The sequence below is a fragment of the Flavobacterium sp. ov086 genome, assembly GCF_900187965.1.
Classification (GTDB): domain Bacteria; phylum Bacteroidota; class Bacteroidia; order Flavobacteriales; family Flavobacteriaceae; genus Flavobacterium.
In genome coordinates, this window is sequence record NZ_FZNL01000001.1 from 451995 (window position 1) to 475486 (window position 23492).

Consider the following 23492-nt stretch of genomic DNA (forward strand, 5'->3'; position numbering starts at 1 on the left):
TTATAAAGAGGAAAGCGTTATGAACTTTCCTCTCGATAGTATTTTTAATAAGAAAGTGTAGGCCATCCTGATGCCCAGGTAAAATATACAATTTCCAGTTTTGGATTTCCGTTATCAGCTCCATCATAATAATGAACTGATCCTTTTTGAGTTCCTGTGATTCGGGATAAATGTCCCGGTCCGATATAATTTCCTTGTGTTGCTAAAACTGTTGTTCCGCCACCGCTTTTTAGATTAACTCCGTTTTTGTCTGTAAATGGTCCAAACGGACTTGTTGAACGACCAACTACTATATAATAGGTACTGTTTACGCCGTTGCAGCAATTGCCACGGTTTACGAACATATAATAATAACTTCCTTCTTTGATTAAACATGGAGCTTCCCAACTTGCGCTGCTTCCGCCGGCTACGATTGTTTTACTTCCTGTTGTTTTTCCTGTTGAAGGATTAATCTGGATTACTCCAATTCCGGCATGCCAGGAACCATAAGCCATATAAACATTGCTTCCGTCGACTAATATAGAAGGGTCAATTGCGTTTACATCTGAAGATGAAGACGAAGAAACGACAACGCCTCGATCTGTCCAGGTTGTTCCGGCACTTTGCGAAATTGCCGACGTAGTTACCAACCCAATTGCAGAAGTTGCTGAACCAAAAGTGGAACAAGAATAATACATGTTCCATCTGTTGTTGAACCAAGCTACATCCGGCGCCCAAAATGTTTGAGTGAATCCCGGTACATATCCTGAAATCCAACTTGGAGTAGACGTGAATACTGATGTTCCCCAAGTCCAGTTTACTAAATTTGTTGAATAAGTCATTGGGATATTATCGCCTGTTGTGAAAACATAATAGTTTACTCCGCTTTTTACAATCGTACTTGGATCGTGAGAAGGGACAGTTCCGGTAACCGTTTTTGCTGTTGAAATTTTTGTTTGAGAATTTTGAGTTCCTGCAACCGCGGCTGCATCCTGTGATGAAGGATTTATGACATCTTCATTTTGACAACTTACTAATAATACTGCTAATAAAACCAAACTTGTAATTGTTTTCATTTTGTTATAATTTTTAGTTACTGTTTTAATTATTATCTCAATGCAATCTCATTTTGTTTTTTAAGATAATATCATGTGAAAACTTTTACATCTTCACATGATACTAAATATTCTAACTAATTCAAATAAAGTCGCAGTTTTCGGTCACAGTTTATACTGAGACTGGGACTGAAAACTGTGACTTAAAACTTAATAACTATCATTTTGAACAGTTCCCGGATTATTGTCCTTTTCTAATTGTGGAATTGGATAATATTCTCTTCCTGGCGTGTACGAATTAAACTCGGCATCTCTTGCTTTTAGCCAAGCTAATTTTGTAGCATTCTGCAACCATCCCCAACGACGAATATCATCAAAACGGTGTCCTTCAAGTGGGAATTCCAAGAATCTTTCGTGACCAATTTGTTCTCTCATTTGATCTTGCGTCATTCCTGGTTTTGTTGTTGCTAAATCTGGTAATCCAACTCTGTTTCTTACCATTTGAATGTATCCATATGCTCCGGGAGTATCTCCTGTTTCATTTAAACATTCGGCATACATTAAAAGAATATCTGCATATCTTAATAAACGCTCGTTAATTCCGGAACGCCAATCCATTTCATCTGCAAATTCTCCATCTGAATTTTGATATTTTCTACAAAATATATCATTCAAATCAGCTGTACTTTTTGCATAATAGGTTGCAAAATCCTGTCCATACAATTGCATTCCGCCTGGTTTATTGTAAAATATTGTGGCATCTAAACGCGGATCCAGATCTCCTGTTTTTGTTTTTTCATCATGAAATTCATTGAATAATGCAATTGAAGGTTGTACGTCCGTCCATCCAAAACCTCTTGGTGCATAAGTGATAGCACGCGCTGAAGTTTTTCCCCAATTTGAAGCCGGAATACCTCCCCAACCTAATGCAACACCTCCAGCCTCTCTGCTCATTTGTACTTCAAAAAGTGACTCTGAATTATTTTCATTAGTGGTAGTAAAATTATCGCGATAGTTTGATACTAACGAATAAACACCTAAGTCAATAACTTGTCTGAAAGTAGCTTTGGCTTTATCAAAATCCTTAGTAAACAAATAAGCTTTTCCCAAGTACCCAAGAGCCGCTCCTTTTGTTGCGCGTCCTGCCGCTCCGTTATCTAAACCTGAAACACTAGCGTATGAAATTGGTAATAACTGAGAGGCAGCTGTAAAATCTGCAATGACTTGTGCCCAACCTTCTGCTTCAGTTTTCTGTGGATATTTAACCGCTATGTTTGTTGGAACCGGCACGTTTTTAAACATGTTTACTGCATGAAATAAGTAAAGTCCTCTCAAAAAATAAGCCTGACCTAAAATTCTGTTTTTTAATGCCGCATTAGTCATTTCGATATTTGGAACATTTGCCAAAACTTGATTAGCACGGTAGATTCCCTGATAATAGGTTTCGTAAGCCCAGCCGTAAATTGCCGCATCCGCAACATTTGAGTTGAAATGCCCAACATTATACATCGATGGCCATGGACTATTGGTACGGCTATCATCAGATCTTGCATCTAGCAATAAAGGCGTACTACGCATATAAGTACCATCTGTTATTAAACTACTGTAAACCGCGTTTATACCTGCAATCGCGTCCTGATCTGTTTTCCAAAATGATAATGCCGTTTCAACATTTGGATCAACCTGAAGTAAATCTTCATTATCAACACAACTTGTCGTTAACACGGTTACTGAAAAGAAAACCGTTATATAGTTAAATATTTTATATTTCATTTTAATACGTTTTTAATTGGTTAGGCTAGTTTTAAAAATTTACTTCAACACCCATAGAAATTGTTCTGGGATTAGGAAAAGATCCTGCATCGTATCCTCTTGAAAATAATCCATCATTGTAATTAAAATCCGGATCGTACCCTTTGTATTTACTAATGATTAGTAAATTTTGCCCATTAACAAATATTTTAGCTTTCTGAATAAAAGTATCTTTAGGAACTGGAATTAAAAACCCTATTTCTAATGTTTGCAATTTGATATAATCGCCACTTTCAATAAATCTGTTAGAATCTCTTGCGTTTGCATTTGGATCTCCAATAATCGGACGTGGCACATCTGTGTTTGTATTTGTCGGGGTCCAATAATTCAATGCATCAACGCTGCTGTTTCCGTATTGTTCTGTCATTAAATTGCGGTACAATCCGTTGAATACCTTGTTTCCTCCGCTTCCCTGCCAAAACATAGAGAAATCAAAGTTTTTGTAATTAGCACTAAAATTAAATCCGTAACTGTATTTTGGAATGGCAACTCCCTGAAAAGTTCTGTCTGCATCTGTAATTTTTCCATCACCATTTATATCCTTGAATTTGATATCTCCCACACCTGCATTCGTTTGTGTTGGTGAAGCTGCTAAATCAGCCGCATTCTGAAAAATTCCTGCTGTTTCATAAGCGAAAAGTTCACCAATAGATCTTCCCACTTCTGTTTTTGACGCTGCTCCATAAATAGGATTTCCGTCTAAACCAATTTGTAGAACCTTATTTTTTAAGGTTCCTAAATTAGCCGAAATGTTATATTTAAACTTGTGGCGATTGTTGTTATAACTTGCTGTAAATTCTAAACCGCTATTTCTAACTGCTCCGGCATTTGTTACAACACTTGCAGGAAAGGCTCCCGTTGAAAAAGGCAAGGGAACTCCAATTAGTAAATCTGTTGATTTTTTTTGATAATATTCTGCTGTAACCTGTAAGTCATTATTAAGAAACCCTAACTCAAGAGCGACATTCGAAGTCGAAGTTTCTTCCCAGTGAACATTTGGATCAACGGCACTAATTACTGTAGTTCCAGGCGCTAATTTATTATTAAAATCGTATCCTGCAAAAGCATTAATAGTTGGGGAATAGCCATAAACACCAATCGTATTATTACCCAAAATACCATAACCTCCTCTAACTTTAATAGTATTCCACCATTCCGGTAAGTGAATAAACTTTTCGTTACTCACTTTCCATGCTCCTGAAAAAGAGTAGAAATTACCTGTATTATTCTCTTCACTAAAAAGTGATGTTTTATCTTGTCTGAAGTTTCCAGTAATAAAATAACGATCATCGTAAGAATAATTTAATCGGCTTAAATACGAAATATTCGTAATCGTACTTTTATATTCTCCTCCATCTCTTGAATCAGCATATTGAAGTTGACTGATCTCTCCCGGTGTATAGCCAACACCCTTACTCCATTGTTTATAAAAATCCTTTTTCTCTTGAATCCACCCACCTAGAGCATCAATTTTATGTTTTCCAAGCGAAACTTCATACGTCAATAAGTTATTCAGGAATGTTCTTGTTTGATTTCCTGTTTCAAGATCTAATGCAGACTTATCATTCGTGGTAATATAGTACCATCCTAAATTGCTTGGTGGATTAAATTTTCTATTTTGCCAATCTAATCTGTCATAACTTACATCTAGTTTATATTTAAGTCCTTTAACGATTTCAAGTTCTCCCCAGATGTCTCCAATGAAACGATTTCTTTTTCCGTTATTAGTTATTAAATTATTAAACCCAATTACGTTCATCGAAATAGCTCTTTGAGTTAAAACATCCGTACCTCCATAACCACCAAGTTTGCTGGGATCATAAACTGGCATTGTAGGAATTGCACCTAACAAATCAACAATGGCTGATTGTCCTGCATTATATTCGTTGAAATTCTCTTTATCAGATTGTGTATAACCTATTTTAGAACCGTATTTAAATTTTCCTTTTTTACCATATAAATTTAAATTGGTCGACAATCTTTCATAATCCTGAGGAGAGTTTAAGTAGCTTGTATTTTTAAAATAATCTACATTCATATTGTATCCTAAATTTTCAGCTCCTCCATTAAGGGTAAGCGAATGATTTTGGACAATCCCAGTTTGAAAAGCTTCTTTTTGCCAATCTGTATTTACATTTTTTATATAAGAAGTACTCGTTGGGTCATTTCCGGGAGCCACCGTTAATCCGGCATTTAGTTCGGCAGCAGTTGTAATTTTCTGGTATCCAACTCTATCAGTCAAGTCCCATGTTTTAGCTACATTCTGCAGTCCTACCAGTGACTTATATTTAATATCTAATTTACCGTTTTTACCTTTTTTAGTAGTAATAATAACCACTCCATTAGCTCCTTGCACACCATAAATAGCGGCTGAAGAGGCATCTTTTAAAACCTGCATTGATTCTATATCTCCAGGCGCAAAATCATTCGGACTATCCACAATCATTCCGTCAATAACAAAAAGAGGATTGTTATTTGTAAATGAATTTATCCCTCTGATTTTTACATTTACAAAACCTCCCGGTTCTCCTGACGATTGCATTGTAACACCAGCAACCTGCCCCTGAAGCATTTTTGCAGGATCATAGGTAATCGTTTTCTTAGCCGATTCCATATCTACAACACTAATAGATCCTGTCAGATTCGATTTCTTTTGCGTACCGTATCCTACAACAACTACTTCATTTAGTTTATTAGTATCCTCACTTAATGCAGCGTCGACCTTCGATTGATTTCCTACTGCTAATTCTTTATTTTGAAATCCTATAAATGAAAAGATTAATACATCATTTGGAGATGCTTTAATCGAATATTCTCCATCAAAACCAGTTACTGCAACTGTTTTTGTTCCCTTTATTATAATATTAACTCCCGGCAAAGGCAATTTGTCTGATGCCGAGGTAACAACTCCACTAATCACTTTGCCTTGAGCCGACATTTGATTAGCAGAAAATAGTAGCATTAGTAATGCTAAAAGCCATTCTTTTTTTGGCAATAAAAAATTGCAATAAAGAAATAATCGTTGGTTTGTTATCATACTGGTTTATTTAAGTTGGTTAGTGTATAATTATAAGTGTTGATTTTACATTTGTAAATTTAACTAAAAAAAAGCCTTAAAAACAAATTAATATGGCAAAAAAAAGCCTCAAAAAAAATGCATCCCGTAAATTAAGTGTGAAAACAACATTTAAAAATTAATGTTTTTTTCAAAAAAATAGCCTTTTTTGAATGTAATTTGTGTATAATCAACACTTTTAGCAAAAAAGCAACTTTTTAATCAAAAAAGTTAGCTTTCGAAAAAAAAATCAAAAAAGTTAGAAATGAAGACTTTAATGGCTATTTTACTACCAAAAAAAGAATCATATTGTAAAAAAAATCTTGTTTACACTGCTAAATTTTGACTCTGATTTTATCTTTTATTATAAAAAACAACTTAATTTCGTCTCGAAAACGATTGAAAAGAGAAAAATTGAGACTTTCCCCCAATGAAAAACTACTTTCTTTAACACTAATTTATCTCTTCATTAACTTAAGTGTACAATGTACATTAATAAAATTATGATACGAATTAGGAAGTTTATATATTTACCAATAAAAACAAACATATGCTAAACAGTTATAGCTCTGCAGACAAAGCTTTATTAGCAGTAGATTGCATCATCTTTGGATTCAACAATGAAGGTTTAAAAATACTTTTGATCAAAAGAGATTTTGAACCCGAAAAAGGAAAATGGTCCTTAATTGGTGGTTTCTTAAAACGTGATGAAGTATTAGATAATGCTGCTATCAGAATTTTGAATACGTATACAGGTTTGAACGATATTTACATGGAGCAGTTATATGCTTACAGCGAAATTGATCGTGATCCTGTCGAAAGAACCATTTCGGTGTCTTATTATGCTTTGATTAATATCGAAAACCATAATGCCGAACTAATTAAAAATTATCACGCACAATGGTTTAGTGTTGCCGATGCACCAAACTTAATTTTTGACCATAACGAAATGGTCGATCATGCCATTCGAAGATTACGCTACAGAACTTCAATAAAACCTATTGGATTTGAGTTGTTGCCGGAGAAATTTACAATGCGTCAATTATTAGAATTATATGAAGCAATTTTAAGTAAGGAATTAGACAAAAGAAACTTTATCAGTAAAATTAACTCTTTAGAAATTCTGAATAAACTGGAGGAAAAAGACATGCAATCTTCCAGAAAAGGATCTTATTTGTATACTTTCAATAAAGAAAAATACGAAGAGAAATTACTGAATGATTTCGTATTGAATTTGTAATTAAAATTTAGCTCACGTATTTTACGGATAAAACGGGCTTACACTGATTTTTTTACTGGAAAAGTCTATAATTTTTCACGCAGATTTTTTTTATCATTAGATCTGCTAAAATCAGCCAAAATTTGCGTGAAACTTTTAAAATAACAAAACCCTGAGAGCCACAAACTCTCAGGGTTTTTTCTTCAATAAAACTACTATTAAAAAACTAAACAAATTATTCTTGTTTGAGATTTTGCCACTCCCGATAGCTATTGGGATAAAGGATTAAAAAGATTTCTTTTGCCACGAATTTCACAAATTTTCACAAATTAAATGGACTTAATAAGCGAATTAAAATTCGCGTGAATTCGTGAAATTCTTGGCAACTTTTTTTAAAATCATTTTAATCTGTGTGATCTGTGGCTTAAAAATTATAATCTAACTATTTCCTTTTTGATAATCTGCCAGGAAAGTAGCTAAACCAATATCCGTTAACGGATGTTTTAATAAACCTTCGATTGCGCTTAATGGTCCCGTGATAACATCAGATCCAGTTTTGGCACAATTAATAATGTGCATTACATTACGAACTGACGCTGCCAGGATTTGAGTTTCGAAACCATAATTATCATAAATCAATCTGATGTCTTCGATTAAAACCATTCCGTCAGTTGAAACATCATCAAGGCGACCAATAAATGGAGACACATAAGTTGCTCCGGCTTTTGCTGCCAATAAAGCCTGACCTGCAGAAAATACCAAAGTACAATTGGTTCTGATTCCTTTATTTGAAAAATATCGAATCGCTTTTACACCATCTTTTATCATCGGGATTTTCACCACAATCTGCGGATGTAAAGCGGCTAGTTTTTCGCCTTCGGCAACCATTCCTTCAAAATCTGTTGAAATTACTTCTGCACTTACATCGCCATCTACCAATTCACAGATCTTTATATAATGATCCAAAATATTTTGAGCGCCTGTAATTCCCTCTTTTGCCATCAATGACGGATTTGTGGTAACACCATCTAAAACCCCTAAATCATTGGCTTCTTTAATATCTTTTAAGTTGGCTGTATCTATAAAAAATTTCATTCTTTCTGTTATTTTGATATGTTATAATTATTTTTCTCTAAGTATTTAAGGATTTCTTCGCAAGCATTTTTGCTGGTAAATCCAAATTTCTGATCTAACACAGAAGCTGGAGCCGAATATCCAAAATGATCCAATCCAAATACTTGTCCCTTGCTTCCAACTAAATTTTCAAGATTAACAGGAAGTCCCGCTGTAAGTCCAAAAACTAATGCACCACTTGGGATAACACTTTCCTGATACGCCACCGATTGTGATCTAAAAAGTCCTTCTGAAATAATTGAAGCTACGTTTATTTTAATTTTAATGATTTGCTCTAATTCATTTGCTGCTTCAATAAGTGTTGCCACTTCAGATCCGTTTGCAATCAGAGTAATATTTGGGTTCTCAGTTTCTTTTACCAGATAACCGCCTTTTTTAGCTTGAGTTGCTTCCTCAAATCTTGACTTTCCGTTGGCTGGAAGATCCTTAATATCTTGTCTGGAAAGAATCAAACCCGTTGGCGTTTTTTTGTTTTCTAATGCCATTTGCCAGGCCACAGAAGTTTCAACAGCATCTGCAGGACGCAAAGCCAGTAAACTTTGATCTCCAGAATGATTTTTGATTTTCTCTAATAATCTTATTTGTGCTTCCTGCTCGATTGGTTGGTGTGTTGGCCCATCTTCGCCTACGCGGAAAGAATCATGTGTCCAAACATATTTTACGGCCAATTCCTGAATTGCTGCCAAACGAATCGCTGGTTTCATATAATCTGAAAACACAAAAAACGTAGCCACAACTGGAATAACTCCACCATGAAGTGCAATTCCGTTAGCGATTGCAGCCATTGTTAATTCGGCAACACCCGCTTGTAAAAATCCCCCGCTAAAATTATTCTTCTGTAAAACAGATGATTTTTTCAGGAAACCATCTGTTTTATCACTGTTCGATAAATCTGCAGAAGACACAATCATGTTCTCTACATTCTCTGCCAAATATCCTAAAACTGCCGCCGAAGCATCGCGCGTTGCAGCATTTGCTTTTTGAACAATTGAGCTAAAATCTAAGTTTGGTAAATCACCGTTAAAGAACTGTTTTATCTTTTCGGCCAATTTTGGATTTTGATTTTCCCAAGCTAAAATTTGCTCTTTCCTTTCTGAAGCTTCTTTTGTTTTTTGTTCTAAAATAGTTTTATAATGAACCTCAACTTCTTCATAAACTGCAAACGAATCTTCTGGATTTGCACCTAAATTCAGTAACGTTTTTTCAAAATCTGCTTTTGTAGCTCCAATAGGTTTTCCGTGCAATTCGCATTGTCCTTCGTACATTGTTCCATCAGCGGTAACGCAGCCTTTTCCCATAATGGTTCTACCAATAATCAATGTCGGTCGCTCTAATTCGGCGTGCGCTGCGTTTAAAGCTGAACGAATGTGAGTATGATTATGACCATCAATTGTGATTACTTTCCAGCCCCATGATTCGTATTTCATTGCCGTATTTTCAGTGGTAACCTCATCTGTCATTGACGAAAGCTGCACATCATTAGAATCATAAAACATGATAAAATTGTTCAATCCTAAATGTCCTGCAATACGTCCGGCTCCTTGCGAAATCTCTTCCTGAACACCTCCGTCAGTAATGAAACCATATATTTTATGATCAAATAAATTTTCAAATCTTGCTGATAAAAACTTGGCTGCAATTGCCGCTCCAACGCCCATTGCGTGTCCTTGACCTAATGGTCCCGAAGTATTTTCTACACCTCTCTTTACATCAATTTCAGGATGTCCCGGCGTTACAGAACCCCATTGTCTGAAGTTTTCTAAGTCTGATTTTTCATAATTTCCCAACAAATGATATTGGGCATACATTAAAGCCGAAAGATGTCCGGCATCCATAAAAAATCGGTCTCTAAAAATCCAATGCATATCTGTTGGATCATATTTTAGGTATTCAGAATATAAAATATGCATGAAATCGGCGCCACCCATTGATCCTCCCGGATGGCCTGAATTTGCTTTTTCGACCATCGAAATGGCTAAAGCACGTATATTATCTGCGGATAATTGGTCTATTTTGTTGTTCATTTCTAAGTAAAAATTTGAAATCTTTTGGTTTGGTTTAATAGCGTAACTTTATTTGTTTGCTCTGAATTTCAAATAGAAACAACTCTGTAATCTGAAAACAGAAGCAAACCAAATAATAAGTGTAAAATTTACATTTACAAATGTATGTAAAATAATTCCATAAAAACAAAAAAAATGTTTCGTTATTTTTTTTCCAATAAATTGGTCAAACAACCTGATGGGATATAGTCCTTGACAAATTATTCCATTGGAACATTTCATCGGTAGCCAAATAAATACGCATTTTTTACGTTCCACTAGGAACGTTTGATTTTATAAATAATAATAGGGAAAACACATACAGATTAGACACACAATTGGTCAAACGTCCCTACGGGACGAGATTTCTCACGATCTATTTTTTTTCTACCGATGAAATGTTCCGATCGAACAAATTGTTTTTGGCTAATTCTTTTGGATTTTAAAAGTTTGAAACCTCGAAAAACGGATAACGGGATTAGCTCCTGAAAAAGAAATTAATTATAAAACTGCTTCTTACAACGAATTTCTAATAATCAAAGAAGACTTATTTTCTATTTGGTCTTTATTTCCTTTAAGAACCATCTCTGCCAAAATTTTCCCCATTGTTTCAAAATGCGTAGAAATGGTTGTAATTCCGTTTGCGACAATCTTTTTTAATGGGGTTTCATTATAAGATATAATTCCAAAATCGACACCAAGTTTCAAATGTTGATCTCTGGCACTTTCAATTACACGTACTAAATCCCTGTCATTCGGAATAATATAAAGATCGCCTAACGTAATTTCTCTATCTGTAAACTCCGTTATGATTTCATATTCGAATTTATACTCGGTGCAAAAATGTTCAAATCCTATTTTCATTCCAAGCGGTTCTCTAAAACCCGGGAAGATCAAAATTAATTTTTCGTATTTGTTCAGTTTCACTTTTCCTTTAAACAAACCTTCAAAAATATCTTTTTGGTGATTTTGATAAATGGCGGGATATAATTTTAAATCAGGATTGGTCTGATCTAAAATAATTACCTCATTTACTGGTAGGGTTTTTAAAATATCTGCCACACCAGCCAAATTGGTTGGCATGATAATGTATTTGGTATAATTTCCGTTACTGTCGTTTATTAGTTTTCGAAATACCTGAACATTGAAGTGATGGAAGAAAATATCGACTTGTACATTTTTTCCAATATTTTTTAAAAATGAATTATAAATATCTTCTTTAAAAATATTTAACTCATCAAAAAGTAAAAAAATCTTTTGCTTTATGGTGGTTTCAACGCTCTTAACGTAATATCCTTTGCCGGGAATGGCATAAATAATTCCTCTTTTTTTGAGCTCATCATAACCTAACAAAACAGTATCGCGTGACAATGAAAAAGCCAGACAGACTTTATTTACTGACGGAAGTCGGTCTCCTTTAACTAATTTTTCTTCTTCGATTGCTTTTTCTATTGAGAGAATTATCTGCTTATATTTTGGTAATCCTATGTTGTTTTGGATAGAAATAATATTCATAAAAAAATAGATTTTGGTGCAATATACAAAAAACTGGTAGGTACTGGTATGCTAACGCAAATAATGTTTCTATTTTTGGATTTCATTTTTTGCAAAAATAGCATGGAAATAAAACACATATCGCATTTTCAAGATAAAACTATTTCTAATTTATTTGGTTTATCAACTGACAACGAAGAAATTCTAGCTTTTGAATTATTAAACAAAAACGGAATGAAAGTTCAGATTACAAATTTTGGAGCAACGGTTACTTCATTACAAATTCCGGTTACTAACGGAAAACTGGTAGATGTTGTTTTAGGTTTTGATTCGGGAACATCTTATCTGGCTTCTTATAATCTGCCAAGCGCTCCTTATCTGGGAACTACTGTTGGTCGTTATGCAGGAAGAATTAACAAAGGTGTTTTTTCTTTAAATGGTAAAACATTTCAATTAAATACCAATAATAATGGAAATGCGCTACATGGAGGAAATGCTGGTTTTGGAGAAAAACTATGGAACGTTACCAACATAACTTCTGATGAAAATCCGTCGATAACATTCAGTCTTTTGAGTCCTGATTTAGACGAAAATTATCCAGGAGCATTACACGTAGATTTAACCTACACGCTGACTGAAAATAACGAATTGCAACTGGATTATAAAGCTACTTCTACAGAAGATACTGTTATTAATTTAACGCATCACAGCTATTTTAATCTGGATGGTCATGACGGTTCTGTTTTAAATCAGGAAATGTTTATCAACTCTGATAAGATTTTAGAAACGAATGATGAGAATATTCCAACCGGAAATTTCACAGCTCTTTCTAATCATGATTTTGATTTTAGAACAGCCAAAAAATGCCCGGCTTCTATCGACAATTCTTTTGTAATTGAGCCTACGAATGAAGTTGTTGCAAAATTATTCAGCGCAAAAAACAATTTACAAATGAGTGTTTACACTAATCAGCCAAGTGTACACATATATGTAGGCGGAAATTGTTTTGATATTCTTAAAGGAAAAGAAAATGTAACATATCATACGTCAAGCGGAATTTGTTTTGAAACTCAGAATTTTCCGGATGCGCCAAATCATGCTCATTTTCCGAATTCAGTTTTGAAAAAAGGAGCTGAATACAATCAAAAAACAGTTTATAAATTCGAAAATATAAAGTAGTAATTCTAAACAATCGGTTTGCAAAAACTACCAGACAACACTATTACAATTAGACTATAATGAATGATATTTTAATACAAAACACAACGGCATTTTTTGAGAAATCATTTGGATCTGCTCCTCAAAAAATTGTCCTTTCTCCAGGAAGAATTAATATTATTGGAGAGCATATTGATTATAATGACGGTTATGTTTTACCAGCGGCAATTGACAAAGTAATTTGTTTTGCCTTTGAGAAAAACGAAACCAAAAAATCTAAAATAATCGCTATTGATTTAAACGAAGAATTCGAAATTGACTTAACGCAGGAAATTCAATTAAGCGATGTTGTCTGGACGAATTATATCCGTGGCGTTATAAAACAATTGCAGGAGAACGGATTTTCTTTTGAAGGCTTCAATTGTGTTTTTAGCAGTAATATTCCAGTTGGTTCCGGGTTATCTTCTTCGGCAGCTTTGGAGTGTGGAACCATTTTCGGCATAAAAGAACTTTTCGATTTAAAAATTGACAAGGTTGACATTGCTTTATTAGGACAAAAAGCAGAACATTGGGTAGGTATTAATTGTGGTATCATGGACCAGTTTTCTAGTGTTCACGGTCTTGATAATAAAGTAATAAAATTAGATTGTAACACACTTGAATTTGAATATCACAATGCTGATTTTAAAGATTATTCCTTGGTTTTATTTGACAGTAATGTAAAACATTCGCTTTTTACATCTGAATACAATACCAGAAGAATTGAGTGTGAGGAAGGATTGTCGATCATCAAAAATCACTTTCCGGAAGTAAAGAGTTTTAGAGATTGTACTGAAGAACAACTTCTGAGCATTCAGGATAAATTTAATACTACTGTATTTAAAAGAGTACATTATGTTGTAAAAGAAATTAGCCGTGTAACTAAAGCATGTGAGGCTTTGGATAATGGAAATATAGAAATTTTAGGACAATTGCTTTTTGAGACGCATTATGGTTTATCACAAGAATATGAAGTAAGCTGCGAGGAGCTGGATATGCTTGTAGATACCGCAAAAGCTGACGATAAGATTGTAGGTTCTCGTTTGATGGGCGGAGGTTTTGGTGGATGTACCATCAATTTAATAAAAAAAGGGCATGAAAATGAGGTTAAAAGTAAGTTTTCAAATCTTTATTTAAATACATTTGGGATTGAATTAAAATTTTATGATGTAAAAATCTCAAACGGAACAACACTACTTTAAAAACCACCAGAACAAAAATGAAAAATTTTGACATTAACGAGGATCCTCACAGACGTTTTAATCCATTACTAAACGAATGGGTTTTAGTATCACCTCATCGCGCAAAACGTCCTTGGCAAGGACAAAACGAAACAATTTCAACTGAATCTTTACCAAAATACGATGCAACGTGTTATCTGTGTCCGGGAAATGTTCGCGCCAACGGTGTAAACAATCCTAAATATGATAGCAGCTTTGTTTTTGAAAATGATTTTGCTGCCATGAAGCAGGACGAAATTATTTTTGAAGAAGATATCAAGCATACTTTTTTTAAAGCAAAACCAGAGCAGGGAATTTCAAGAGTAGTTTGTTTTTCGCCTAGACACGATCTTACATTACCGGAAATGGAAATTGACGGAATTGAGAATATCATTAGAACCTGGCAAAAAGAATATACTGATTTAGGAAATATCAAGTATATCAATCACGTTCAGATTTTTGAAAATAAAGGAAGCGTTATGGGGTGCAGTAACCCGCATCCGCATGGACAAATCTGGGCACAATCGTCATTACCAACTCAGGTTGAAAAGACACAAGCCAGTTTAAAATATTATTACGATAAAAACAACAGAACTCTTCTTGAAGATTATGTAAAAGCAGAATTAAAAGTTGGGGAACGTATTGTAATCGAAAATGATCATTTTGTTGCATTGGTTCCTTTTTGGGCAATCTGGCCTTACGAAACTATGATTGTAAGCAAAAAAGCGATCAGTAAAATCACTGATTTTAATGCAGAGGAAACTAGCGCTTTTGCTAAAATCTTAAAGCAATTAACAACAAAATACGACAACTTATTTAGTACTTCATTCCCATATTCATCAGGAATTCACCAGTCACCAACAGATGGTTTAGAACATCCTGAATGGCATTTTCATATGCATTTTTATCCACCATTACTAAGATCTGCAACGGTTAAAAAGTTTATGGTTGGTTATGAAATGTTAGGAGAGTCACAGCGAGATATTACTCCTGAAAAAAGTGCAGAAATTTTAAGACAACAGTCTGAAGTACATTATAAAAAAGAGGTGAAAATCAAGTAAAAAAAGGGCTTAACTGAATGTGATTTAAAAATTTAACAGAATATTTTATTTATAAATGTAAAAAACACATTTAAAATAGTGTAGTTCTCATTTTTTATTTTACTTTTGACTTTTATTCTTATTTTCATAAAAAAATAACAGAATAAAAACACATATCATATTTTAAACCAGCATTGGATAACAAAAACAAGTTTGAAGATTTTTCTAATCAATTAATTTTCGAACTTAATTAAACAATCATCTATACTAATTTTAAAAGACTACTAACAATGAACCAGAACCTCGCTTTCGCAGATTATGCGGTTTTTATTATTTACTTTATCGTAGTTTCTGCCTACGGTTACTCCGTTTACCGTAAGCGTAAACAAGACGAACATGATGCCAAAGCTTATTTTTTAGCTGAAGGAAATTTAACTTGGTGGGCCATTGGAGCTTCTCTGATTGCATCAAATATTTCAGCTGAACAATTTATCGGAATGAGTGGTGAAGGTTTCTTTTTAGGAATTGCCGTTGCTGCTTACGAATGGATTGCTGCTATTGCATTGATTATCGTTGCGGTTTGGTTTATTCCGGTATATCTTAAAAATAAGATTTATACAATGCCTCAATTCTTAAAAACACGTTATAATGAATCGACTGCGTTGATTATGGCTGTTTTCTGGTTGTTTTTGTATGTTTTTGTAAACTTAACTTCTATATTATATTTAGGAGCAGTTGCTATTAATGGTTTAGCGGGCGGAGAATATCTGCACGTAATCATGATTGGATTGGCTGTTTTTGCTTTGTTTATTTCTCTTGGAGGAATGAAAGTTGTTGCTTATACTGACGTTATTCAGGTTGCCGTTTTAATCATTGGAGGTTTGGTAACTTCATACATTGCTCTTACAACTGTTGGACAATATTTTGGAGTTGGTGAGAATGCTATCGAAGGTTTCAAAGTTTTAATGAGAGAAGCTCCGGAACATTTTAAAATGATTATCCCAAAACCACACGATACAGTAGTTACGGCCCAAACATCTCAACTAGCTATTGACAAATACCTAACTTTCCCTGGAATATTATCGTACTTGGCTGGTATCTGGATCATCAACTTAAACTATTGGGGTTGTAACCAATACATTACTCAAAGAGCTTTGGGTGCTGATTTACAAACAGCTCGTACAGGTATTTTATTTGCTGGTCTCTTAAAATTATTAATGCCATTAATCGTAATGTTACCTGGTATTGCCGCTTATGTTTTATACCAAAACGGACATTTACCTCAATTAGTTGGAGGAAAAGATGGCGCTTATTCTGCTGTATTGACTTTCTTGCCAACTGGATTAAAAGGACTTTCTGTAGCTGCATTGACTGCTGCAATTGTAGCTTCATTAGCTGGAAAAGTAAACAGTATTTCTACTATTTATACTTTAGATATTCATAAAAAATACATTCAAAAAGAAGCTGGCGAAAAACAACAAGTAAATATTGGTAGAATTGCCGTTTTTGCTGCAATGCTTTTAGCAGTTCTATTTACATGGAATGACCTTTTAGGCATTGGCGGTGTTGGTGGATTCACTTACATTCAAAAATACACCGGTTTTATTAGCCCTGGAGTTTTCGCAATGTTTATTTTGGGTATGTTCTGGAAAAGAACAACTGGAGCTGCGGCAATTGTTGGTGTAATTTTAGGATTCTTATTATCAGTTTTATTCAATGAATATGCTCCGGCATTATTCGGAAATGAGACTTTATTATATACGGCTTACTCTAATGGAAAAGGAGCATTCGAAATTCCGTTCCACATTTGTATGGGATTATCATTCTTCTTCACCACATTAACTATGGTTCTAATTAGTTTTGCAGGACCAAAAGTGAATCCAAAAGCTTTTGAGTTAGATTACGAAATGTTTAAAATAAAACCACAAACAACTGTTTTAATCGTAATCACATTATTATCAATTATTGCATTGTACGTTAAATTCTGGTAGTATAATTTTTTACTATATATTTTTTGAAGATCAAAAGAGGATACCAAATTGGTGTCCTCTTTTTTTATCTCATCTTACCAAATGTGCCTAAAATTTTAACAAGAAAAATAATTTTCTTGTTATCGAATTTTGAATTACATTCGCTCCTAACTTTTAACCAATATTAAAAAATGAAAAAACTAATATTTACTTTATTCCTTATTTCCGGAGCTGTTTCTGCACAGGACATGACTGTTGTTCAGGGAAACTTCGCTTTTTTAAAAGATCAAAAAGAAATAAATATCGAATTTGATTATAGTAATTTCACTATGATGAAAGAGAATAAACCCGAAGCACAATATGTAGAAGAACACAAAGCCGACTTAGACAAGAAAGCAAAAGGTAATGGAAACATTTGGCAAAAAAAATGGATCGCTGCCAAAGAGCAAATCTGGACACCAAAATTTTTAGAAATTGGAAATATTGTATTGTCTAAAGCAGGTAAAGAGATGAATTTTCAAGAAGGATTAAACACACCTTATACATTAATTGTAAAAACCATTTGGATTTATCCGGGTTGGGATGCCGGAATTATGAAACAAGAAGCAAAAGTTACTACCAATTTAAAATTTGTTGATACAGCAGACAAATCAAAAGTATTGTTAGAAATTAACAGCGAAGAAGCTCCAGGAGATCAATGGGGAAATAATTTCAGTAATGAATCAAGAATTGGTGAAGGATATGCTAAAACAGCCAAATCACTTTCGAAAATGATTATCAAAAAAGCATATAAATAAAAATCATTTAATATTCCGCAGGAATATCTCATCGGTAGAAAAAAAATAATTGTTTAGCATTGTGTCCTGTAAGGACACCTGGTTTTACAGAAATAACACATTTACCCAATTCAAACGTTCCTACGGAACGATGTATAACCGCAATTCAAATTCAATTCCTACCCAACAGACATTCCTACGGAATGATTAAAAGAACAAAGCCCTGATTATTCAGGGCTTTGTTCTTTTTGCATATTTAGTAAATACGCCATATTTTTGATCACGTGATCGTGTTTCTTTACAAATGGATTTTCTTCATTCCAAACATAACCTGCCAAAACTGAGCATATTTTTTCTTTTACATCTGGATTTTCGGGTTGGTGAAAAAACAAAGTCTGAAGATTTCCTGTGTACCATTCTTTCACGTAAGTGGTAAAAACCGCAATTCCGCGTTTCATATATTCTGTAAATTCAACTTCCCAGTCGACTTCAATTCCTTGTGATTCTTTAATATACAATTTTGCCGCCAACATTCCTGATTCTGTCGCAAAGGCAACTCCTGATGAAAAAACCGGATCTAAGAATTCAGAACTATTTCCTGTCAAGGCAAAACCATCGCCATACATTCTTTTTACAGCTCTCGAATAATTTTCGAGTTTCACTGGTTCAAATAAAAACTCTGTTCCTTTAAATCTTTTGATATAATAATCTGACTTCAGAATTGCATTTCTTAAAGCTTCAGCATTATCTTTATTTTCAGAAAGTGAATTGATAAAATCTGTTGGTCCAACAACTCCCAAACTTGTATTTCCATTCGAAAACGGAATTACCCATAACCAAACTTCGGTTTCCAGAATATCAAACGAAATCTGAGTTCCTTCCTCTCCTTCTTCTCTATTAATATCTTTTACGTGGGTAAATATAGATGAGTGTGGATCTAGTTTTGATGGTGTGTCAAGATCTAAAAGTCTTGGTAAAACCCTACCGTATCCGCTGGAATCAATTATAAATTTGGCGTAGATTTCTTTTAAATTTCCGGCTGCATCTTTTACGATTGTTTTAGAATTTTTCCCTTCAAAAGAAACCTCCAAAACCTCCGTTTCAAATTCCAGATCAATTCCTTTTCTAAGCACTTCCTGCGCCATTGTATTATCAAAATCTGCACGGGGAACCTGCCAGGTCCAATCCCAGCCTTCACCAAATTTCTGACTGAAATCAAAAACACATATTTCTTCGCCTCTAATAAAACGAGCTCCGAGTTTTTTCTCAAAATTCATTGCATCAAGACTTTCAAAAAGCTCAGCTTCAGCAAAATGATCCATAACTCTTGGTATTAAGCTTTCGCCAACAACAAGTCTTGGGAATTTTGTTTTTTCTACTACTTTAACTTTAACATTATTGTTATGAAGATGCGATGCCGAAACACATCCAGACGGTCCCGCACCTATCACTAAAACATCCACAAACTCCTTTATCATAATAAGAATGTTATTAATTATTAACTTACATTTGCCATCATCAAAATAACTACATTTATTTTGATAAATAAAATTAAATTAGCGCAACAAAAAACGATTTAATGAATACAATTAATGAATATTTAAGTTTAGGAGAATTTGAGTCCATTATTTTTGGAAATAACAAAGTTGCAATCAGCGATGTAGTCCTAAATCGAGTAAATGAAAGCTTTAATTTCTTGAAAGAATTTTCAGGAAATAAAATTATATATGGCGTAAATACAGGCTTTGGGCCAATGGCTCAATATAGAATTAAAGAATCTGATCAAATCCAGTTACAATACAATTTAATCAGAAGCCACTCCTCCGGAACAGGAAAACCTTTAAGCCCGGTTTGTGCAAAAGCTGCAATTTTGGCTCGTTTAAATACCTTATCATTAGGGAATTCAGGAGTTCATCCTTCGGTCATTCACTTAATGGCAGAATTGATCAACAGAGATATTACACCTCTTATTTTTGAACACGGAGGCGTTGGTGCGAGCGGAGATTTAGTACAATTATCACACTTGGCTTTAGTTTTAATTGGCGAAGGCGAAGTTTTTTATAAAGGCGACAGAAGACCAACTCAAGAAGTTTTTGAGATCGAAGGTTTAAAACCAATTCAGGTAGAAATCAGAGAAGGTCTGGCTTTAATAAACGGAACTTCTGTAATGACAGGAATTGGAGTTGTAAATGTGCATCACGCTAATAAATTATTAGATTGGTCCCTAAAATGTTCTTGTGCCATAAACGAATTGGTTCAGGCATATGATGATCATTTCTCTGAAGAATTAAACCAAACCAAACGTCATAAAGGACAACAGGAAGTGGCTTTAAGAATGAGAAAAAATCTTTCGGACAGTACTTTAATCCGTAAAAGAGAAGACCATTTATATTCTGGTGAAAACACGGAAGAAATCTTCAAGGAAAAAGTTCAGGAATATTATTCGTTACGTTGTGTACCACAAATTTTAGGTCCGGTTTTAGAAACCATAAACAATGTTGCTTCTATTTTAGAAGACGAATTTAACTCGGCAAACGACAATCCTATTATAGATGTAAAAAACAAACACGTTTATCACGGAGGAAACTTCCACGGCGATTATATTTCGCTTGAAATGGATAAACTGAAAATTGTTATTACCAAATTAACGATGTTGGCGGAACGTCAATTGAATTATTTATTGAACTCAAAAATCAACGAAATTCTTCCTCCGTTTGTCAATTTAGGAACTTTAGGATTTAATTTCGGAATGCAGGGCGTTCAGTTTACGGCAACCTCAACAACTGCCGAAAGCCAAATGTTATCAAACCCAATGTATGTTCATAGTATCCCAAACAACAATGACAATCAAGACATTGTAAGTATGGGAACAAATGCAGCAGTAATTACCTCAAAAGTTATCGAAAATGCTTTTGAAGTTTTGAGCATCGAGATGATTACAATTGTTCAGGCAATTGATTATTTAGAACAAAAAGACAAAATATCATCAGTATCCAAAAAATGGTATGATGATGTTAGAAACATAATTCCTGAATTTAAAGAAGATCAGGTTATGTATCCGTTTGTTCAAAAAGTAAAAGATTACCTGATCAACAGTTAATTTTAAAATTTCTAATCTTACCAAAAAATATGAAAAGAATATTTCTCTTATTATTAATCTGTATTCAATTAAGCAACGCTCAAGAACTGGCTTTGGTTAAAAAAGGTGGAAAGTTTGGTCTCCTTACCAAAGAGGGAACTTTTGCTGTTGAACCAAAATTTGATAGCGCCAGAGATTTTTCTGATGGTTTGGCTGCCGTTAAAGAAAACGGAAAATGGGGATTTATAGACGACAAAGGTACGTTGGTAATTCCAGCAACTTTTGATAATGCAAAAGATTTTGGCAGCGGAATTTGTATTATACAGCAAAACAACATTTGGTCTTACATTAATAAAAAAGGAGAAATTCTAAAAGGAAACCCGGCATCAGATAAATTATTTGATTTTAATAATGGAGTAGCCTTTTTTAGACAAGCCGATAAAGTTGGACTTATAAATAATAAGTTCGAAATTGTTCTTGCTCCAAAATATGACGTTATAAGAACCTTTTATAAAGGTTACGCAAAAGTGGCAATAAATGACAAATGGGGAATCATTGATCCAACCGGAAAAGAAGTTGTTGAAGCTGCTTATGATGAAGTTGGAGATTATTACAACAATACAACCTGGGTGAAAAAAGGAAAGTTTTTCGGACTTGTTCATAACGGGCAATTTATTAAAATAGATGGCGTAACTGCATTTGGATCTTTTGGAACGCAAGATATAATTGCTGCCAAAAAAGACGGAAAAATGGGATTTGTAAATTTTGACGGACAATGGATTATTAATCCACGATTTGACAAGGCAAAAGGTTTTTCTAAAAACTTAGCTCCCGTTTGTGTAAAAGAAAAATGGGGATACATCAATTTAATTGGCGCATGTATTGTAGAACCCATTTATTCTGATGCAGAAAATTTTAGTGAAAATGGTCTCGCTGCTGTAAAAAATCTTGATGGCTGGGGATTTATTGATGAAAAAGGAAAATTAGTTATTCCAACAAAATATGAAATTTCAGTAGCATTTGGAAACTACTTCCGTCAGGAAAAAGGATTTATTGACGGATTAGCAAGAGTAAAGCTTAGCGGCAAATGGGGTTTTGTTAAACCAGATGGTCAGCTTATTGGCGAATGGTTTCAAAATGCAGAGCTTTTTCAGAAATAATAAAAACAACTTCACATTATTAATATTGAACCTTTAAGACCATGAAAAAAACACTTATTTTTTTATTCGTATGTTGCATTCAATTTGTTAATAGTCAAGAATTGGCGTTAGTTAAAAAAGACTCTAAAATTGGATATATTTCTAAAGACGGAAACTTTAAAATTGAGCCTCAATATAAATCTGCAAAGAGTTTCTCTGAAGGATTAGCTGCCGTAGAAAACGGTGGAAAATGGGGTTTCATTGATACAAAAGGAAGCTGGATAATTCCAGCAACTTTTACGGATGCTAAAGAATTTAACAGTGGAATCGCAGTAGTAAAAAACGATAAAGACTGGGTGTATATTAATACTAAAGGCGAAATTCAGAAAGCACCAACTTCTGAAAAATTATATGATTTTGATAACGGGGTTGCTTTCATAAAACAAGGAAACAAAATTGGGTTAATCAACTCAAAAATGGAGGTAGTTTTAGAACCAAAATATGATATAATCAAGCCTTTTGAAAATGGTTTTGCAAGAGTAGGAAGTAATAAAAAATGGGGAATTATTAATACTTCGGGAAAAGAATTAATAGAACCTGCCTACGACGAAATAGGAAACTATTTTAAAAATACATCTTGGGCAAGAAAAGACAAAACGTTTGGAATTGTAAGCGCAGGAAGTTTTATTCCCGTTGATGGTGCCGAAAAAATCTGGGATTTTGAAACTCAGGATTTAACGTTTGCCAAAAAGAATGGAAAAATTGGATTCATTGACTTAAAAGGAAATTGGATTATTACTCCTATATATGATAAAGCAAAAGCTTTCTCGAAAAATTTAGCTCCGGTTTGCGTTGGATCTAAATGGGGATATATTAACCCAAAAGCAGAATTTGTAATTGAACCAACTTATAGTGATGCAGAAGTTTTTAGTCCCAATGGATTGGCTCCTGTAAAAGAAAAAAACTGGGGATTCATCAACGAGTCAGGAAAATTAGTTATTCCAACACAATATGGAATTACCGCGAACGGAATTATTGCCATGTTTGTACAACAAGATAAAGGTTTTATTGGTGGCGTTGCAAGAGTAAAAAACGAAGGCAAATGGGGATTTCTTAAACCAGACGGAACGGTATTAAGTAATCAATGGTTTGAAAACGCTGAATTATTTTCGAAATCATCAGAAAGAATTCAAACAGCCGAAATTGCTGCTGAAAAACCAAAACAAGAAATAAAACAAGCAAAGCCGGCAACCAAACCAGCAGCTAAAAAAAAGAAATAAT

The 23492-nt window shown here is 34.0% G+C and carries 16 protein-coding genes; 9 read left to right on the forward strand and 7 right to left on the reverse strand.

The window, feature by feature from the left end; all coding sequences use genetic code 11:
* Positions 1-44: 44 nt before the first annotated feature.
* The 3 genes from CHB81_RS01995 to CHB81_RS02005 all read right to left on the reverse strand — a co-directional run bounded on the left by CHB81_RS01995 (position 45) and on the right by CHB81_RS02005 (position 5883).
* Positions 45-1055, reverse strand: a complete 1011-nt coding sequence (locus tag CHB81_RS01995; protein WP_089350205.1) for an arabinan endo-1,5-alpha-L-arabinosidase — start codon at positions 1053-1055, stop codon at positions 45-47.
* A gap of 189 nt (positions 1056-1244) precedes the next feature.
* Positions 1245-2807: a RagB/SusD family nutrient uptake outer membrane protein gene (locus CHB81_RS02000; protein ID WP_089350206.1), complete on the reverse strand. Its 1563-nt coding sequence runs from the start codon at positions 2805-2807 to the stop codon at positions 1245-1247.
* Positions 2808-2838: 31 nt separating this feature from the next.
* Complete coding sequence (locus CHB81_RS02005) at positions 2839-5883, reverse strand: TonB-dependent receptor (protein ID WP_089350207.1); 3045 nt, start codon at positions 5881-5883, stop codon at positions 2839-2841.
* A gap of 568 nt (positions 5884-6451) precedes the next feature.
* Between CHB81_RS02005 and CHB81_RS02010 the strand changes: the two genes are divergently transcribed.
* Complete coding sequence (locus CHB81_RS02010) at positions 6452-7141, forward strand: NUDIX domain-containing protein (protein WP_089350208.1); 690 nt, start codon at positions 6452-6454, stop codon at positions 7139-7141.
* A 417-nt stretch (positions 7142-7558) separates the two neighbouring features.
* Here CHB81_RS02010 and fsa read toward each other — a convergent pair whose 3' ends face one another.
* From fsa to CHB81_RS02025, 3 genes are all read right to left on the reverse strand, one after another.
* Positions 7559-8215, reverse strand: coding sequence for a fructose-6-phosphate aldolase (fsa, locus tag CHB81_RS02015; RefSeq protein WP_089350209.1), 657 nt, complete (start codon positions 8213-8215; stop codon positions 7559-7561).
* 8 nt (positions 8216-8223) lie between these two features.
* Positions 8224-10278: a transketolase gene (locus CHB81_RS02020; RefSeq protein ID WP_089350210.1), complete on the reverse strand. Its 2055-nt coding sequence runs from the start codon at positions 10276-10278 to the stop codon at positions 8224-8226.
* 534 nt (positions 10279-10812) lie between these two features.
* Positions 10813-11811, reverse strand: a complete 999-nt coding sequence (locus CHB81_RS02025) for a GntR family transcriptional regulator (protein ID WP_089350211.1) — start codon at positions 11809-11811, stop codon at positions 10813-10815.
* Positions 11812-11913: 102 nt separating this feature from the next.
* Between CHB81_RS02025 and CHB81_RS02030 the strand changes: the two genes are divergently transcribed.
* From CHB81_RS02030 to CHB81_RS02050, 5 genes are all read left to right on the forward strand, one after another.
* On the forward strand, positions 11914-12969 hold the full coding sequence (locus tag CHB81_RS02030; protein WP_089350272.1) for an aldose epimerase family protein: 1056 nt from the start codon (positions 11914-11916) through the stop codon (positions 12967-12969).
* A gap of 59 nt (positions 12970-13028) precedes the next feature.
* On the forward strand, positions 13029-14189 hold the full coding sequence (gene galK / locus CHB81_RS02035; RefSeq protein WP_089350212.1) for a galactokinase: 1161 nt from the start codon (positions 13029-13031) through the stop codon (positions 14187-14189).
* Positions 14190-14206: 17 nt separating this feature from the next.
* Positions 14207-15268: a UDP-glucose--hexose-1-phosphate uridylyltransferase gene (locus CHB81_RS02040; protein WP_089350213.1), complete on the forward strand. Its 1062-nt coding sequence runs from the start codon at positions 14207-14209 to the stop codon at positions 15266-15268.
* Positions 15269-15537: 269 nt separating this feature from the next.
* Positions 15538-17238 carry a sodium/sugar symporter gene (locus CHB81_RS02045; RefSeq protein WP_089350214.1) on the forward strand — a complete coding sequence of 567 codons (1701 nt, stop codon included), beginning with the start codon at positions 15538-15540 and terminating at the stop codon, positions 17236-17238.
* A 170-nt stretch (positions 17239-17408) separates the two neighbouring features.
* A complete protein-coding gene (locus CHB81_RS02050; RefSeq protein ID WP_089350215.1) occupies positions 17409-18014 on the forward strand; it encodes a hypothetical protein in 606 nt (201 codons plus the stop codon).
* A 206-nt stretch (positions 18015-18220) separates the two neighbouring features.
* Here the strand turns inward: CHB81_RS02050 and CHB81_RS02055 are convergent, their stop codons facing one another.
* Entirely contained in the window at positions 18221-19471 is a 1251-nt protein-coding gene (locus CHB81_RS02055) for an NAD(P)/FAD-dependent oxidoreductase (RefSeq protein ID WP_089350216.1), read from the reverse strand.
* Between the two features lie 101 nt (positions 19472-19572).
* On the opposite strand from CHB81_RS02055, the gene hutH reads away from it, so the two are divergent.
* From hutH to CHB81_RS02070, 3 genes are read left to right on the forward strand one after another with little or no spacing between them, the layout of a single operon-like run.
* Positions 19573-21093: a histidine ammonia-lyase gene (hutH, locus tag CHB81_RS02060; RefSeq protein WP_089350217.1), complete on the forward strand. Its 1521-nt coding sequence runs from the start codon at positions 19573-19575 to the stop codon at positions 21091-21093.
* A gap of 29 nt (positions 21094-21122) precedes the next feature.
* The gene (locus tag CHB81_RS02065) at positions 21123-22232 is read left to right on the forward strand and encodes a WG repeat-containing protein (protein WP_089350218.1); all 1110 of its coding nucleotides are present in this window, start codon (positions 21123-21125) and stop codon (positions 22230-22232) included.
* A 41-nt stretch (positions 22233-22273) separates the two neighbouring features.
* Positions 22274-23491 (forward strand): WG repeat-containing protein, encoded by a 1218-nt coding sequence (locus tag CHB81_RS02070; protein WP_089350219.1) that lies wholly within the window; start codon positions 22274-22276, stop codon positions 23489-23491.
* Position 23492: the final 1 nt, after the last annotated feature.

Excerpts from the sequence above, each read along its gene's own strand:
- CHB81_RS01995 (WP_089350205.1), bottom strand. The coding sequence starts at position 1,055 with ATGAAAACAATTACAAGTTTGGTTTTATTAGCAGTATTATTAGTAAGT.
- CHB81_RS02000 (WP_089350206.1), bottom strand. The coding sequence starts at position 2,807 with ATGAAATATAAAATATTTAACTATATAACGGTTTTCTTTTCAGTAACC.
- CHB81_RS02005 (WP_089350207.1), bottom strand. The coding sequence starts at position 5,883 with ATGATAACAAACCAACGATTATTTCTTTATTGCAATTTTTTATTGCCA.
- CHB81_RS02010 (WP_089350208.1), top strand. The coding sequence starts at position 6,452 with ATGCTAAACAGTTATAGCTCTGCAGACAAAGCTTTATTAGCAGTAGAT.
- fsa (WP_089350209.1), bottom strand. The coding sequence starts at position 8,215 with ATGAAATTTTTTATAGATACAGCCAACTTAAAAGATATTAAAGAAGCC.
- CHB81_RS02020 (WP_089350210.1), bottom strand. The coding sequence starts at position 10,278 with ATGAACAACAAAATAGACCAATTATCCGCAGATAATATACGTGCTTTA.
- CHB81_RS02025 (WP_089350211.1), bottom strand. The coding sequence starts at position 11,811 with ATGAATATTATTTCTATCCAAAACAACATAGGATTACCAAAATATAAG.
- CHB81_RS02030 (WP_089350272.1), top strand. The coding sequence starts at position 11,914 with ATGGAAATAAAACACATATCGCATTTTCAAGATAAAACTATTTCTAAT.
- galK (WP_089350212.1), top strand. The coding sequence starts at position 13,029 with ATGAATGATATTTTAATACAAAACACAACGGCATTTTTTGAGAAATCA.
- CHB81_RS02040 (WP_089350213.1), top strand. The coding sequence starts at position 14,207 with ATGAAAAATTTTGACATTAACGAGGATCCTCACAGACGTTTTAATCCA.
- CHB81_RS02045 (WP_089350214.1), top strand. The coding sequence starts at position 15,538 with ATGAACCAGAACCTCGCTTTCGCAGATTATGCGGTTTTTATTATTTAC.
- CHB81_RS02050 (WP_089350215.1), top strand. The coding sequence starts at position 17,409 with ATGAAAAAACTAATATTTACTTTATTCCTTATTTCCGGAGCTGTTTCT.
- CHB81_RS02055 (WP_089350216.1), bottom strand. The coding sequence starts at position 19,471 with ATGATAAAGGAGTTTGTGGATGTTTTAGTGATAGGTGCGGGACCGTCT.
- hutH (WP_089350217.1), top strand. The coding sequence starts at position 19,573 with ATGAATACAATTAATGAATATTTAAGTTTAGGAGAATTTGAGTCCATT.
- CHB81_RS02065 (WP_089350218.1), top strand. The coding sequence starts at position 21,123 with ATGAAAAGAATATTTCTCTTATTATTAATCTGTATTCAATTAAGCAAC.
- CHB81_RS02070 (WP_089350219.1), top strand. The coding sequence starts at position 22,274 with ATGAAAAAAACACTTATTTTTTTATTCGTATGTTGCATTCAATTTGTT.